The sequence below is a fragment of the Mycobacterium arosiense ATCC BAA-1401 = DSM 45069 genome (assembly GCF_002086125.1).
Lineage (GTDB): Bacteria > Actinomycetota > Actinomycetes > Mycobacteriales > Mycobacteriaceae > Mycobacterium > Mycobacterium arosiense.
In genome coordinates, this window is sequence record NZ_MVHG01000011.1 from 64,456 (window position 1) to 79,831 (window position 15,376).

The following is a 15,376-nucleotide window of genomic DNA, read 5'->3' on the forward strand; positions in this document are numbered from 1 at the left end:
CGAGGCGGTTGTGACGGTCGATGCGGATGGTTTAAGCGCCGGCGGTCTCGAGCTGGCGGTGTTCCCATGGAGTCGGTTGGTAGCCGGCTCGGTTGATGAGCAGGTTGACGTGGGCGACGGCGTCGTCGTCCCAGGCCTTGTCTTTGAGTTCCGCGGTGTGTAGTTCAGCCGCGGCCACCGCACGGTGCCAGGCCCGTGCGTTTCGCGCCTTCTCCGCTGGGCCGTCAGCGGTGGCGTCCCAGTCCCGTAGCAGCGCGCTTACCGCTGATGTTGCGCTGCGCGCGGCCACGCCGGACAGGTATTGCGCCACCAGTATCTTGAGGAGCTCGGCGTTGGAGGGCTGCTGATTGATCAGTACCGCGCAGAATTCCCGCCTTGCGCGTTGGGCCTGGGCCGCGGCTTGGGCGTCTGCCTGTCGCTGGGCGGCTTCCGGAGACGGTTCGTCACTGTGGCCTGGATCCTGCCCTGTTTCTTCTCGAGGCGGGGGTGCGTTCGATTCGGCTGGCGGGTCGAGAATTTCAGCAGCGCCCGGCTGAGCGGCCGGGTCCGCGGCGGCCGCGTCGCCGATGCTCGACGTCGTCGACGTCAACCCTTCGCCGGCCAGGGGCCGTGCGTAGAGATCTAGGGCCCCTGAGGCGGGGTTGATGGCGCCGATGATCTCGGCGCCGGGCTCGTAGTCGGGGACGCGGTGGAGGTGGTAGTTCTCGCCGAGCTCGGCGCGGGGGTCCTCGACGAGGGGGATCCCTAACTCGTCGGCCTTGGCGCGGGCAGTGCGCTCGGCGATGACCCGCTCGGCGGCGCGGGTAGCGATCATCCCACGCGTGAGGATCAGGTGCAGGGCCTGCGTTTGTTCTTCGTGGCGCAGGTCGCTGAGCTGGTCGGGGTCCTTGGTCTTCTGCCAGCGCCGAGGCGGGCCATAGGGCAGCTTGCCGGCCAAGGCCGCGGCCTCGGCGCTGGGTAGGCGGCCGTCGTCGACGGCGTCGCGGACTTCGGGAGCCAGTAGCTTGAGCGCGAGCTTGCGCGACACTGTGGCTTGGTCGACGCCCAGTCGCTCGGCAATGGCGCGTTGGGAAAGTCCAATCTCGGAGTAGCGCGCGTACAACTCGCCCTCGGCAAGGTCGGAGAGGTCTTGGCGGCCAAGGTTTTCGGTAGCCATCGAGTCCAGATCGCCGTCGTCGACCATGATGGCGTCGTCGACGACGGCTGGGACGGTGTCTCTGCCGGCTTCGATCGCCGCGACGCGCCGGCGGTGACCGTAGACCAGTACGTAGCGCGCAGTGGCAGCGATGTCGGCGGCCGATGGTCGCGCCGCCATGAACGCATCGCGGGTGACCACCAGCACGGGCAGCCGTACGCCGCTGGCACGTACCCCGTTGAGGAGGTCTTCCCATTTGGGATCGCCAGGCTGCGGCTGTGATCGCCGGGGATCGTTGAACGGGTGCGGTGCGATCTCGGCCACGTGGATCTGGACGACCCGGTGCGCTTCGTTGGCGACCATGGCTGACATGCCCGCGATAAGGCCGGTTTCTTCCTCCGACGCCGCGGAGTCGGTAGCGGGGGAGGGGTCTGTGCTTGGTGCGGCGTCTCCGCCGGCCAGGGCCGCGAATCGGTTGGCGGTTTTGCGTCCGGCTGGCTTGGCTCGGCGGGCGGGGCGAGCTGTCGTTTGGGCCACGAGCACTCCTTTCTAAATACCGGTATTAGAGTAATAAATCGCGCGGCGCCTCAGCAAGCCTTTTGGCGCCTTTGCACGCTTGACCAAAGTGCTGCGGCCGTGATGCAGCGTGCATCACCCAACCCTCGAAGGCCACCGCAAACAAATCCTTCGTGTCACGTGACGATTTGGGGAGCGGGGGATTGGATAGCACGCGGTAGGGGCCTGGAAGACTCTGACGGGTTCACTCGCGTGGTCCCCATCATGGCAGCTCTTCGCGACACTGGCGAGACATGGGCCGCGCGCCCTGCGGTCATCGGGGAAAACGCATAGCGCATACCGAGCGCATACCGGGCGATGCGCCTCGCGCATACTCGCAGACTGCCTACCGGCATCGGCGGCTCGCGCATTGTGCTTTGGTGCGCGCGGTTGTCGCGCTGACTTCTTCGCTTCCCGAATTCTGCGGGGTGCGAACCTTCGCGATGGCTGCGCGAGGGCATGATTGGCGAACGGGATAGGCGATCTATTTGCCGTGTCCGCTTTATGTGCTCTACTGCGAGCGCGCGGGCAAAAGACCCATTGCGAAAGGGGTGACCGATGGCTGAATCAGACCTGGTACGGGAGTTGAGTGCCCGCGTTCTCGCCCAGGACGACAAGGTCCCGACTACCTTCCGTCTCAACCGGCGGACCCTCAAACGGCTTCGGACTCAAGAGAAACGCTGGTCGACATCGATGTCGTTCATCGTCGAGCGCGCCCTGGAACCGGTGCTGACCCAATTGGAGGAAGCCAAGCTGCCCACCGATGGAGCCGGTGCCGATGACGAATAGGTACGACGCGGTCGAGGTCGATGCGCACCAGGCCTGGTTTCTCGCCGACCACCTGCGCGTGGGGGCCTATCCGTGGATGCTGGCGATCACCGCCCCTTATGTCGATCCAGCGGAGCGGGAACCATTCAACCAGCGCTGCCTCGCGGAGCTGGCTGAGGCCGGCGTCATTGACGCAGAGGGGGACATCAAACCGTCTGTCGCGCAGGCGGTTAAGACCGTATGCCAGCCGCGCCAGTGGCTGGAATGGCGCACGATGATCGATCCCGAGCAGATTTTGCGGGGGGTGCTGGCGCGCACCTCACCGCCAGATGCCGTGGTCGCGTTGCGCTACGCGCAGATGGTGACGCTCACGCCGCTGCAGCTGACCCACAGCGAAGCGATCGTGCCGATCATCACCGCGGGATTGCCCCCCGATCAGCCGCCGGCTCGCTTCGAGGAGTTCTCACTGCCGATGGACACCGGCAAAGCCATCGACGACCGTGTCGCTCGTGGCGCTGACTTGATGGAAGCCCTCGTCGAGCTGGGCATCCCCGAACGAGAAGCTGAGATCATGGAAGTGGCCCGTGCTGGCGATCGCATCACCGTCGAACTGACCGCCCATGAGGCCACCAACGGCGCTCACCATCACACCGATGTCAGTGTCAACATCATCAGCACCGAGGTCGGGCAGATCCTCGTCAGCCCCACACCGGGGCAGCCTCGTGCCGGCGGGGTGTCCATTTTCGCTCCCGCTGAACCGTTTTCGATCGCCATGGCGGTGCGCGACCTCACCGAACGCCTCCCCTCGGGCTCGTGGTTCCCCGACGAAAACTTCAGTATCTGACCCTCTACCAACCCGAAAGTAGAAACCGAAGCGATGAGCACACCTTCTGATTCCTTCCCCCAAGACGACACCCCCCACCACGAACAGCCCACCTCAGACCAGCGCTACCCCTATCCTTCTGGGGCCGCCCCCCAGGAGGACGGCAGGCAGCCCAGCAACGGGCCAGACACCGGGCCAGGGCAGCGTGTGCGGTGGCCGGCGGCACCGCCTCCGCAGCAGGGGTCTACTCCCGGCGGCGAGGCGCCGCATCAGCCGCTGCCTCCTCCGCCGACCCGCGCGCCAGTGCCGCCGCCGTCGCGGCCACAACATGCGGCAGCGCACGGAGCGCCAACGTTCAAGCTGCCTGAACCGGCGCGGCCCAATGCCGAACCGCGCCAGCCGGATCCCGCTTGGCAGGCTGTCGAGGAGACGTCTAACGACAAGACCGCCGAGATCTCACTCGACCAGATCGCCGCGCACCGCGGCCAGCCCCCGCAGCACGAGCAAGGCCTTGACGGCTTTTTCACTGACACGCCGCTGCCGCATGAGCAGCACCTGCCGGCGGGCTGGCCTTCGACCGGGCCCTCGCAGCCGCCGGCCGCTGACCCGCACCAGCCGCTGTTCGGAGACCAGCCAAGCTCACCGGCAGCCTTCGCGCCCAGCGGCTACGGCGCGCTTGACGAAAGCCAACAGTTCGTCACCTCGCGGCGCCGACCTGTAGGCAAGGGCTGGCGAAAGCTGGTGTCGCAAATGACCTTCGGGCTCATCACGCCCGGGCCCAGCGCCAAGCAAGAAGAGCACGACAAGCTCATCCGCAGTATCACCGCACCGCTGCTCGACGTCTACGTGGTGGCGTTTGTCAGCGCCAAGGGTGGCGTGGGCAAGACGACCATGACCGTCGCCGCGGGCAGCGCGATCGCCCGCGAGCGTGGGGATCGGGTGATCGCCGTGGACGTCGACACCGATCTCGGCAACCTCTCGTCGCGGTTCGAGCAAAAAGGCGGCGCCGACGCCAACATCGAGGCGTTGTCGTCGCTGCAGGACGCCAGCAGTTATCCAACAGTCGCGACCTTCACCGTGCAGAACAAAGACCGCCTCGAAATGCTTGGCGCTCAGAACAATCCACGCTCCTCGTACACGTTGAACACGCAAGACTTCGAAGCGACGATGAAGATTCTCAAGAAGCACTACAACGTCATCCTGCTCGATTGCGGCACGGCGATCACATCACCGCTGTTTTCCACCATCGCCAATCACGTCGACAGCCTGGTCGTGGTGGCCTCTCAAGCCCCGGATGGACTCAACGGCGCCTGGACCACCATCCAGTGGCTGCAGGCGCACGGTTTCGCGCGGCTGTTGCCCCGCACGGTGATCGCGTTGAATTCGACGTTCAAGAACAAGCCGTTGGTGGACCTCGATGACGCCGAACAGGAGTTCACCGCCAAGATCCCGGGTGTGAGCGTGGTCAGGATCCCCTACGACGTCCACCTCGCCGAGGGACGCGATGTCACCTTCGTGGAACTCAAATCGCGAGCCCGAAAGGCCCTGATGGCGTTGGCCGGCTCGATCGCCCAGCACTATCCCGCCCGGGGGCCGCATCAGCACCGAACGACTGAAACTGGGGGTTTCTGATCGATGGATCCGGCCGCCGCTACCGGCCAAGTCCGCGTCGCCATCATCGGTGAAGACGCCGCGGTGGACTTGGCCCTGCCGACCACACTCGCCATTCGGGAACTGATTCCGCGGATCCGGGCAACACTGGCCACGGGTCGCGACGACGACGACGTGCCAGCCGATGCCGTCAACGACGACGGGTTGCGCCCTTACTCGCTAGCGCCTCTCGGAGGAACACCGTTTAGCTTGGACGCCACCCTGGCCACGCTGAACATCGATGACGGTGAGCAGCTCATCTTGTGCAAGCTGCCGCCGGGCCCCACGGCGCCGCCAGTGGTCGAAGACATCGCTGACGCCTCGGCGATTCATTCGGCCAGCCAGTTCAAGCCCTTCGAGCACGCCATGTTGCGCACCGCCGCCCAAGCGGTGGTGGTCACCGCGGCGACCTTAACGTGCGGCCTGGCGATCTATGGCTGGCACCGCGGCTACCGCGTGTGGTCGGCTGCAGCTTTGGGTGCGCTCGCGGTGGTCTTCGTCGCCGTCACCATCTGGCTGTACCGGCGCGGCCTGCTTGCTACCGCCGGCCGCCTGGGTCTCGCGGCCGCGGCGCCGCTGGCGTTGGCCGGCGCCGCGGTAGTGCCGGGTGATGCCGCGGCGCCGCGGGTTTTCCTGGCGGCGGCTTTCCTGGTCGCCTGGTCGTTGCTGCTGCTGGCCGTCACTAATAGTTGGGTGGCCACCCACACCGCGGTCGTCGCCGTGACGGCCACCGTCGCGGCCGCGGCCGGCGCCCGCATCCTGTGGCACTTGCCGTACTTGTCCCTGGGGTGCGGAGTCCTTGCGGTGTCCTTGCTGTTGGCCTCCAACGCCCCCACGGTGTCAGCGATGTGGGCGCGCTTCCCGCTACCGAATGTGCCCGCACCAGGCGAGCCCACACCCGCCGCGTCGTCGCTGGCCGAACTGGAAGATCTGCCCCGTAAAACCGCGACCTGCAACTCCTACCAGAGCGGTCTGATCGCGGCCTCGGTGATCTTGTCGGTGATCGGATCGGTGCTGGTGGTGTGGTTGCCTGACGCACCGCCACTGTTGGCGTGGTGGCTGGTGGTGGTCACCACCACCGTCACCGTGCTGCGGATGCGGATCTGGGACTCAGCGATCCCCGCACTGTGGTTTCTGGCGACCCCTTTTCTGACCGCGATCGCGTTGACGGTGTCGTTCACCGCCGCCGGCCACCTGGTCTCGGGCCTGTACGCGGCAGCCGCCGTGGTGGCTTTGACGCTCGTGCTGCTCGGCGCTGCAGCCATCAAACCGCGCGAGCTTTCCATCCCGCAGCGCCGCTGGCTGGACCTGTTCGAAAACGCCCTGCTGATCACGATTCCGCCGGCCATGTTGTGGCTCATCGGCCTGATCAGCCTCATCCGCAACCGAGGAATACTGTGATGATCCGCCGACTGGCCTCACTCGCCGCGACCATCGCTGTGCTGGTGGTGTCTAGCCCCGTGCCTGAGGCCGCCGCGCTGGCATATCCCGTCGTCGACCCAGCTGCGCTGCCCCCTGACGGTCCGCCCGCTCCAGGGCAAGAAATGCGCCAGAACGGCCAATGCCAGGTCTACGGCGCAATGCCCGGGTTCGACCCGGCCGCGGTGCCTCCCAGCCAGGCCATGCTCAACCTGCCCGAAGCGTGGAAAACCTCACGCGGCAGGGGAGTGGTGGTCGCGGTGATCGATTCCGGTGTCACACCACAGCCACGCCTGCCCAACCTCGCCCCGGGCGGGGATTACATCGATCCACCCGCCGGGGGTTTGTTCGACTGCGATGGACACGGCACCGCGGTCGCCGGGCTGATCGCAGCCCAGCAAGGCCCTGACGGATTCGCCGGCGTGGCCCCCGAGGCCGCGATCGTCTCAATCCGACAAACCTCAGCGCAGTGGGCACCCAAGACACCCTCAGGACAAGATGCCCAGCAAGCAAAGACCGCCGGCGATGTCGCCACGTTGGCGCGGGCGGTCCGCCACGCCGCCGACATCCCCGGCGTCCGCGTCATCAATCTCTCGCTGATCGACTGCTTCCCTGTCTACAAGCAGGTCGACCAAGCAGCGCTGGGCGCGGCCGTGCGCTACGCCGCGATCGACAAGGACATCGTCGTGGTGGCCGCAGCTGGAAACACCGGTGAGAGCAACTGCACCAGCAATCCGCTCACCGATCCCAATCGTCCCGACGATTCCCGAAACTGGGCCGGCGCCACCACCGTCTCCACCCCATCGTTTTGGCAGCCCTACGTCTTGTCAGTGGGCTCCCTGACCCCCGAAGGGCAGCCGTCGAACTTCACTATGGCTGGCCCATGGGTGGGCGTCGCTGCACCCGGTGAACAGGTCGTCTCGCTCGGCAACGGCCCAAACTCGGGCATCATCAACGGTCTGCCATCCAGCAAAGAGCCGTTGGTTGCCATCAACGGGACCAGTTTCGCGGCAGCCTACGTCTCCGGCGCCGCCGCCCTGGTCCGCTCCAAGTTCCCCAACTTGACCTCCCGTCAGGTGGTCAACCGCCTGGTCGCCTCGGCGCACAACGCCGCCCGTGCACCGTCCAACCTCGTCGGGGCCGGCGTCATCGACCCGGTAGCCGCGCTCACCTGGGACATCCCTCAAGGTGACGCCCTGCCGGCGCAAATGCCGATCGTGCGAGTCGCCCCGCCAGCACCACCGCCACCGGATAATCGGCTGCCGCGCCTGATCGCCTTCGGTGCGGGCATCGCGGCGATCGCCGCCGCCGTCATCGCTGTCACCGTGATTGGAATGCGCCGTGGTCGCACCACCCGCTAGCCGCGAGTCGTCTCGATTCTCCCCAGCGTGGCCCAGCTGGCGGCGCCTGACAACACTGGCCTCGCTGCTGCTGCTCGGGTGGGCGACGCTGCTGCCGCCAGGGCGAACACCCCAGTGGTGGCACTACGCCGCGGCGGTCGCGGCGGTCGCCGCATTCGTGGGGTCCTGGCACGGCCAGCACGTGTCGACGACGGTGGCCCGCTGGACTCCCATGGCGTGGCATAACCGCCGTCAACGCTCCCAACGCACCGGTCACCGCAGGCGCAGCGCAACCCCGGCGCAGCCGCCGCCGACGCCCCGGGAGAGCGCGCTGCAAGCCCGCATCGTCATCCACCTGCGCACCCATCCGCATGCACTGAGCGCCCCCGGCGACCACAGCGACCAGCTTCCGTGGGAGTTCATCACCGCTTGGCTGGATCGTTATGGGGTGCGCGCCGACGCGCTGACCATCTGCTCGGTGACCCGCACCCCACCGGCCAGCGGATTGCGCAGCGACTCAGCGCCGCTGCTCAGCGGCCGCAACAGCCAGCACCGCGACACGTGGCTGAGCTACACATTGCGCGCAGAAAACAACGTGGGGGCCTTGACCGCCCGCCGGACCACACTGAGAACTCCTCCCGGCGTGACCTCCGACGACGACACCTCGCAATCACAACCGCATCGCGCGGCGCTAGCCGACACCGTGGCGCGCCGGCTTATCGCCGAACTGCGGGAACGGGGATGGCTGGCCACCCTCAGCGACGAGGAAGAACTTCCTCGGTTCGTACCGCCGTCGGCAACGGTGCGCAAGGAAACCTGGACTGGCACAGAGTATTCCGATGGCTTCCGCGCCGTGTACGCCGTGGATCCCGCAGCGCTGCCCGATGTCCTGGAAACCCTCACCACCCTGCACACCAAGGCCACCTGGGTGGCGGTCACCATACGCTCACGCGGCCGCCAACCAGCCACCGTCGAAGCCGTGGTCGGCACGCTGACTGCCAGCCGGCCGCCCCGGCAACTGCCGGGCCTTACTGGGTTTCACGGATTGCATCGACACATCGCGCCGGTGCTGGCAGCCACCGGCATCGATGCGGGCGCCGACGTCGAGCTGCCGGCGACCGAGGTGGCGCCGTCAACACTGGCGGCGCTGCGGTGGCCGACGGCGGCGATCGGTGTTCCGATCGGCTATAACCGCGCACGCCAGCCGGTATATCTGGGGCTGGCCTCACCGGAGCCGGTGCGGATCACGGTGACCGGCACCCGACAGTTCCACATCGGCATCATCGCCCGCCTCGCCTTATCAGGCCAGCCGGTTGCCCTCTACACCGCCGATCCACGCCAGTGGACCGCTCTGGCCAATCACGCGGCGCCGCAACAATTCTCGATACGCCCTACCACACCGCCGCCTGACGCGATTGTCGTCAGCGACGCCAGCAGCGATGCACCCACCGGTGCGATCACGGTGACACTGCGCCGCCCGCAGTCTGCTCAGGCTCCCGCCACGACGATCGTCATCACCCAGGACGGCCGGCACCCGGACCTGTTCTACATCACCACCGCGCATGGCCGTCAGTGGCTTAGCACGCGCCTTGTTCCCGTGCCCAACGAGTAAGCGAGGTCAAAGGTCATGTCGACTACCCCAGAGGAATTCCTCGCCGATACGGTCGAGCTGCCTGAGCGGATGCCGGCGTTACCGTTCCCTGCCGAGTCGGCGTGTCGACTAGGTTCAGGGTTTTTTTGAGTGCAGTCTGGGGATGGCGCGGTGGCTGGTCAGCAAACCAGTCGCGGGAGGGTTTCGCTTGGTGGGCTGGCGAGTTTTCTGGGTTCCGGGTGCATGCTCAGCTCAGGGTGTGCGACCGCGGCTGTTAGCCGGCTGGGTTAATCTCGCGAATCGCGAAGAATCGGTTGGGGTTCGGCCGGGTGACCCTATCTTTTTGTCACCGGAGCGGTGAGTCGACGCGCGGCTGTCCGCGTATGCCCAGACGAGAGTCTTTCGCGGTTACACCGCTGAGACACGGCGCAACCATGTGACCGACCTGCGCTTATTTTTGACCTTTCTGTGGGCAAAGAAGGTGGGTTGGTGGGAAGCGACCCGTGATGATGTCGAGGACTATGAGCATTGGCGTCGGTTCGCCGAGCACAATCCTCGCCGTATCGGCGGGGCGAAGTGGGATCGTGAATTGTCAGCGTTGGCAAGCTTTTACGCTTGGGCTTCCGAACACCGGCATGTTCCGCGTAGTCCCGTAGCGATGAAGCGTGTGATCGCTCGTGATGGCGCGGCGGTCACGGTGCCCGCGGCACGGGCGAAGGATGTGCGCCGCAGTAATGTGCACTGGCTTACGCCTCGCAGCTGGCGGCGGTGGATTGATGTCGGGCTACGCGGCTATACCTGCGACGGTGTGCTTGACCGCGGTTGGGGTGGACGTTTAGAGGACCGCAACGTCGCTTATGTGCGGCTGATGGTGACATCGGGTCTTCGACGAGCCGAGGGTGGTTCCCTTCTGACAGTTGAAGTCCCGGCCCGTCGCGGGGATACGAGCCGCTACTGTCGAGGACGGATCGCCGCCGAGGTCACCAGGGCGAAGAAACCGAGAACGTTCTACGCTGCCGCTGATGCTGTCGCTGAGGTGGAGACTTACTGCGATTCCTCCCGCGCGCTCGCGGTCCGCGGCGCGCAGCAGGCGCGGCGCTATGAACGCCTGGTGGAGCGGCGTGTTGTCACTGAGATAACCCGCGGTCTTAGCCCGCTGGTGGTATGGCGGTGCCCGGATGGCTCCATCGTGCGACGTGAATTGAACAGCCTGACCGTCAATGAGCGAATTACCCTGTTTGTTGAAGGCGAACATGGGCTTGAGCCGTTGTGGCTGTGGCTGAATGAGCAGGGACTGCCGTTTCAGGTGCATTCGTGGGACGGTGTTTTCACCGCGGCTAATCGCCGATGCGATACGGTCCTGACTCCGCGGCAGCGGCTCGGGTTGGATCCGCACAAGGTGTATGCGCCTTATGCCACACCGCATTCCGCACGGCACAGCTTTGCCCTCTACATGCTGGTCGTGCTGAATTCTTTGATGGATCAACGGTATGGGCTGACACCTGAGGATCGTCGGGACTTCCGCCATCTCTACGGCGATCCGTGGTTCATGGTGCAAAATCTCCTCGGTCACGCTTCCCGGGAAACCACCGTTGAGCGTTACCTCGCACCGGTAGCTGATCTGCAACTGCGCTCGATGCTGGCAGATGCTGTCGATCCGGTGCCAGCGCCCATGCCTGAGCTGGATGCCGTATTCGCGCGTATTGCCCGGGAATCGGAAGGCATTCAAGACGTTGATGACTTCGGTTGGGCAGGCGGCGGCACATGACTGTGCGTGGCCGGCCCGCAGTGCTTCCGCCTTCCGATCACCGTCGACCCAAGGCGCTGGCACCGCAGGGCTTGGTTGTTTTCCACTGCAACGCTGCGGGCCGGGTCAAGGAATATGACTTCGCCACGTTGCCGGTTGACGAAGCTTTGCAGCGATCGTTAGCGGCGTTGTTCGCCCGCCGCTGCGTGCCACAAACCTGGACCACGCATAGGACCTCGCGCGGCATGTGGCGACAAATCGTGCGGTTCGCCGAATTCCTCGTCGAGCAACCAGAGCACGTGCGCGATCTCGATGATCTCAGCGCCGCCATGGTCAGACGGTGGCGCAATAGCGTGGTCATGCTCAACGACAAACGCCCCTTCACTGAGGTCGCGCTGCTGTTGCAAGAGGATCCGCGACTGCAGTGCGGGCCGGTGGCCGACGAACTTGTGCGCCGCTTCAGGCGAGCGCAAAGCGCCACACAGTCATACAGCCACGACGAGTTTCAGCTCATCAAGGTCGCGGCCCGACGGACCTTCCGCGCCGCGTTAGCGCGCATCGAACATAATGCTCGGCACTTGCACCGTTGGCAGCAAGGGGAATTCGTCGGAGACAGCCCGGATTGGCTGGTCGGGCACGCGTTGAGCGTTCTCGCCGATACCGGGTCCATGCCCGAGTACACGATGAAGAACGCCAGAACCAAAGAGGGAGCGCATCTGCTCAAAAAGCGATATCACGGACCGCTGGGTGGCACCAGGGCAGAGGTGACGTGGCAGCGGCTGTTTTTGTCCAGGATGGAGGCGGCAGCGCTGGGGGTGCTGATGATGGCCGAATACGGGTGGAACTTGTCGGTCATCGACGGGCTGGCGGTGCCTAAGGCATCACCTGATGCTGGCCACGATGGTCGGCCGACGTATCGGGTGGCTTTGGAAAAGCCGCGACGCGGCGCTGGGCGGTATCACGAATCCAGGAACTTCACCGATGACGGTGCCGCCTCGGCCGGGCGGTTGATCACGCAGGCCTTGCGGGCGACCCGTTTTGCTCGCGCGTTGGTCGAACAGATGGCTCCGGGAACTGACCGGCTCATCGTGTGGCGCACCGGCAACCGCGGTCATGTGTGGGTGCGCGGGGACCGTCATCCTCCTGTCGGGGATTTCCGTTTCGGGGTGTCGTCTTTTGACGCATCACTGTGGGCGCAAGCTCAAGGGTTGACCGGTTCGCCATTTCGTCGCGGTCGCAGAACGGTTGTCGCCCTGGGCCGCCGTGAGCCCACGCAACACTCTGAGCAGACCTTCGATCGTAGTTATGCCTTGGTGGACAAGCGTGTTCAGGCCGAAGCCGTCGAGGTGATAGCCGCGGGTGCTGAGGATGCGTTGGGTCGTGCTCAAAAGGGGGTTCTGGTCGCCGAATTGCGCGACCGGCCGGCAGCGGGCGATGTTGAGACAGCGACAGCCGATTGCGCCGACCCTGCGTCAAGCCCGTTCGCAACCTCACCCGAAGACGGCTGCACAGCTTCGTTTTTGATGTGTCTGGCCTGCCCCAACGCGCACGTCCATCCCGGACACCACGCGCGACTGGCGCATTTGCATCAGGCTTTAACGAATCTGCGCTCGGTCCTTCCCTCCAAGACGTGGCGTCGCGATTGGGCCGAACACCATGGCCGCCTTGAAGACCTCAAAACACGTCTTGGCGATCCGCTCTGGGAGCAAGCGCTGTCACAACTGACCGATACTGACCGCGGTCTGGTCGATCATCTGCTGGTGGGAGTGCTCGACACATGAGCACTGCGGCGCAAGATGATCCGTACTTGTTGCTGATGCCTGGGCCGCGTAGCCCGGTGGTGGCACCAGATCTGGTCAAACCTATTCACGCCCACCTCAACCCGTACTACGGGGATCCTGTGTGGTCGCTTGCTGCTCTGACAGAAAACCCTTCGGCGGTACGGCCCAAGATCCACTGGAGAAACTGCCCCGCAGCGTTCGAGAACGAACTGCGCCTTGCTGTCTGGTGTCTTATCAATGGCGAGCTGCGCCCCACTTTTGTCCGCAGCCGCGGTACCAGGATGCGAACGCGCCCGGCGGTCTCGACGCTCATTACCATAGTGCGTCACTGGCTAGAACTGGCCCAATGGCTCGACAGTCGCGGCGTCCGGGGGCTGGCCGATTGCGACACCACCACCCTTGATGGCTACGGTCGGTATCTGCTGGCGACCAAGGCCGAAGTCCGCTCCAGCGCGCTTCGGCGCCTGGTCGCACTGACTCGATTGTGGGCGCTCGACCAAATCAGCCCCGCCCCAACCGGTCTTGGGCAACCTCCGTGGGAAACCACCGGAGTCGACGACTATCTGCCAAGGCCAATCCCGTTGGGTAATGAGAATGCCGCTGCGCCGTTAGCTGAGGAAACGCTCGGGCCGCTCCTTGTCTGGGCCATGCGCGTGGTCAACGACCTAGGCGACGACATCCTTCGCGCGCACGCCGAGCATGCGCGTCTGCTCAATGCGATACCCGACAGTGCGCGTCCCGAGGGCCGACGGGCATTGTGCGCCTACCTTGATGCCCTTCTTGAGTCCGGTGATCCGTTGCCCGTTCATATCGAAGGGGACCGGGTCACGTTCGTGGCCGCCTACATTTGCGGTCGCGTCGGCGCTGCGAAGTCGCAGATGAAGGAATATCCGCGCCGCGACCAACTGCTGGCGGCCGCGACGCAACGCCTGTCGGGCTGTCCGCTTGGCATCCCGATCACCGGCCGCATCGACGGAAAGCCCTGGCGCGACGACATCGACTACGTGGAAGCGTGGCCCTTGTGGCGCCATCTCGGTACGGCGGCATTCATCGTGTGTGCCTATCTCACCGGGATGCGCCCCAGCGAAGTACTTGGTCTGACAACGGGTTGTTGCCCTGACCCCGAGCCTGACGCCGCGGGCACAGTCGGGCGACACTTGATCCGCGGCCGCGAATACAAAAGCGCGGTCGACGAACACGGCAACCATCTCTCCGCCGGGACGGACCGCGACGCGCCGTGGGTGGCAATCACCCCCGTCGTCAACGCCATTCGCGTTCTGGAGAAAATGGTTCCCGACGGGGGGCTTCTGTTCGACTCATCGGCCCACGATAGATACAACCAACCCACCGCGACGGGTTCAATGGTCCATAGGTCGATGCGTTCCAGGATCGATGAATTCGTTGACTGGGCCAACACTCAAGCCGCACGACACAACCTGGCCAGCGAGACAATCCCGCCCGACCCGCACGGCAGAATCGGGCTCAAACGCTTCCGCCGATCCCTCGCCTGGCACATCGCCCGGCGACCAAATGGACACGTCGCACTGGCCATCCAATACGGGCATATGCGTTCGGCCGTCGTCTCCGGACGCTACGCCTCGCGCGGCCGCGACGGTATCCACGACCTGCTCGACATCGAAACCGTACGCGCCGTAGCCGACACCGTCGCCGAACTTCGAGACCACCTCAACGACGGCGGTGGAGTCTCGGGCCCAGCGGCCCGCGACGCCATCAAAATCGCGGCACACGCACCCACATTCAGCGGGACAACGATCACCGCGAAAACCGCTCGCCGGCTCGTCGCCAACCCTGACCTGATGATCTACGACAACCCGCAAGCGTTACTGCTGTGCCGCTACAAGCCAGACCGGGCCCTATGCCAACGCGACGGCATCAAAGATGCCCCCAAGCTGGAAGCTTGCGATCCCCGCTGCGGCAACGTCATACGCACCGATCGGCACGCCGCCCAGCTACGCACCCGCGCCGACCAGCTCGAACAACAGGCCACCCACACCCCCCAACCGATCGGTGAACGGCTGCGCGCCAACGCCGCAAAACTCCGCCACTACGCCGACACCCACGACAACACGCGCGTCACCTCGAGCGGGGAAGACAAACACCACCTGACCGAGGAGCCCATGTGACCGCTGCACTCGACGAACGCGACCGCATCCGCGCCGCCATGGACCGCATCTTCGCCGGCACACCCCAGCGTTCCAACGGTGCACTGACGATCGTTGCCCTCGCACAAGAAGCCGACGTACCCCGCAACGCCCTAACCCAACGCCACACCGACCTGAAAAACCAGTTCTACCAACAGGTACGGGGAAAGGGCGGACCATCAGAACTGGAGACAAGACTTCGTAACACCATTGCAAAGCTTCGCAAGACCATCGTCAACAAGAACGGCGAGCTTAAACAACTCCGAACAGATGTCCCCGCCCTCGTACGCGTCGTCAACCAGCTCACCCTGGAAAACGATCTACTACGCAGCCAGTTAGCCCAATCCGGACGCACAGTCATTGCGTTTCCCAAGGTGCACCCGCCCATGTGAAGGCCCCCCAAAG

The 15,376-nt window shown here is 65.2% G+C and carries 11 protein-coding genes; 10 read left to right on the plus strand and 1 reads right to left on the minus strand.

Annotated features, from left to right (window positions below; all coding sequences use genetic code 11):
- Positions 1-31: 31 nt before the first annotated feature.
- Positions 32-1,672 carry a ParB/RepB/Spo0J family partition protein gene (locus BST14_RS07440; protein WP_036474044.1) on the minus strand — a complete coding sequence of 547 codons (1,641 nt, stop codon included), beginning with the start codon at positions 1,670-1,672 and terminating at the stop codon, positions 32-34.
- Between the two features lie 576 nt (positions 1,673-2,248).
- Here BST14_RS07440 and BST14_RS07445 point away from each other — a divergent pair.
- From BST14_RS07445 to BST14_RS07490, 10 genes are all read left to right on the plus strand, one after another.
- Positions 2,249-2,479: a hypothetical protein gene (locus BST14_RS07445; RefSeq protein ID WP_081284089.1), complete on the plus strand. Its 231-nt coding sequence runs from the start codon at positions 2,249-2,251 to the stop codon at positions 2,477-2,479.
- Positions 2,454-3,302, plus strand: coding sequence for an ESX secretion-associated protein EspG (locus BST14_RS07450; protein WP_225337319.1), 849 nt, complete (start codon positions 2,454-2,456; stop codon positions 3,300-3,302). Before BST14_RS07445 ends, BST14_RS07450 begins: the two co-directional genes overlap by 26 nt.
- Before the next feature lie 33 nt (positions 3,303-3,335).
- Positions 3,336-4,913 carry a MinD/ParA family ATP-binding protein gene (locus tag BST14_RS07455; protein WP_036473488.1) on the plus strand — a complete coding sequence of 526 codons (1,578 nt, stop codon included), beginning with the start codon at positions 3,336-3,338 and terminating at the stop codon, positions 4,911-4,913.
- Between the two features lie 3 nt (positions 4,914-4,916).
- Positions 4,917-6,332 (plus strand): type VII secretion integral membrane protein EccD, encoded by a 1,416-nt coding sequence (gene eccD, locus BST14_RS07460; protein ID WP_036473487.1) that lies wholly within the window; start codon positions 4,917-4,919, stop codon positions 6,330-6,332.
- Positions 6,332-7,711: a type VII secretion-associated serine protease mycosin gene (mycP, locus tag BST14_RS07465; RefSeq protein ID WP_036474042.1), complete on the plus strand. Its 1,380-nt coding sequence runs from the start codon at positions 6,332-6,334 to the stop codon at positions 7,709-7,711. Before eccD ends, mycP begins: the two co-directional genes overlap by 1 nt.
- Positions 7,692-9,302, plus strand: a complete 1,611-nt coding sequence (locus BST14_RS07470) for a hypothetical protein (protein WP_225337320.1) — start codon at positions 7,692-7,694, stop codon at positions 9,300-9,302. The genes mycP and BST14_RS07470 overlap by 20 nt, the downstream gene beginning before the upstream one ends.
- Positions 9,303-9,654: 352 nt before the next feature.
- On the plus strand, positions 9,655-11,049 hold the full coding sequence (locus BST14_RS07475; RefSeq protein WP_081285079.1) for a site-specific integrase: 1,395 nt from the start codon (positions 9,655-9,657) through the stop codon (positions 11,047-11,049).
- A gap of 71 nt (positions 11,050-11,120) precedes the next feature.
- Positions 11,121-12,809 (plus strand): hypothetical protein, encoded by a 1,689-nt coding sequence (locus BST14_RS07480; RefSeq protein ID WP_081285078.1) that lies wholly within the window; start codon positions 11,121-11,123, stop codon positions 12,807-12,809.
- Positions 12,806-14,953, plus strand: coding sequence for a hypothetical protein (locus BST14_RS30805; RefSeq protein ID WP_064942977.1), 2,148 nt, complete (start codon positions 12,806-12,808; stop codon positions 14,951-14,953). Before BST14_RS07480 ends, BST14_RS30805 begins: the two co-directional genes overlap by 4 nt.
- Positions 14,950-15,363 (plus strand): hypothetical protein, encoded by a 414-nt coding sequence (locus BST14_RS07490; protein ID WP_036473482.1) that lies wholly within the window; start codon positions 14,950-14,952, stop codon positions 15,361-15,363. Before BST14_RS30805 ends, BST14_RS07490 begins: the two co-directional genes overlap by 4 nt.
- Positions 15,364-15,376 lie beyond the last annotated feature (13 nt).